We start from the raw sequence: 310 nt of genomic DNA, 5'->3' as shown, positions 1-310 counted from the left end.
GTTCAACCCAGGTCTCGCGCGCGGCGTGCTGGCATTTCTCGCCGAGCATCATGCGACCGAGAACTCGCCCTGCTCGGATTCCCAGCCGGGCAAGATCATGCATGAGACGCGCAAAGGCGAGATGGCGGCGCTGCGCGAGCTTCCCTTCGGCCGCTATTACGGCGGCGTCGACACGACGCCGCTCTACATTCATCTTGCCTGCGCCTATGCCGACCGCACCGGCGACATGGCCTTCATCGATACGCTCTGGCCATCGCTCAAGGCGGCCGCCGAATGGACGGAGGAGGCAAGCCGGGCGACGGGTTTCGTC

At 65.5% G+C, this 310-nt stretch carries 1 pseudogene; it reads left to right on the top strand.

Annotated features, from left to right (window positions below):
* Positions 1–310, top strand: a pseudogene (locus tag EN851_RS35255) (amylo-alpha-1,6-glucosidase); the annotation flags it as partial.

It is taken from the genome of Mesorhizobium sp. M8A.F.Ca.ET.208.01.1.1, assembly GCF_004791315.1.
Lineage (GTDB): Bacteria > Pseudomonadota > Alphaproteobacteria > Rhizobiales > Rhizobiaceae > Mesorhizobium.
Note: the sequence above shows the minus strand (reverse complement) of the source record. Positions and strands in the feature narration are given on the sequence as shown.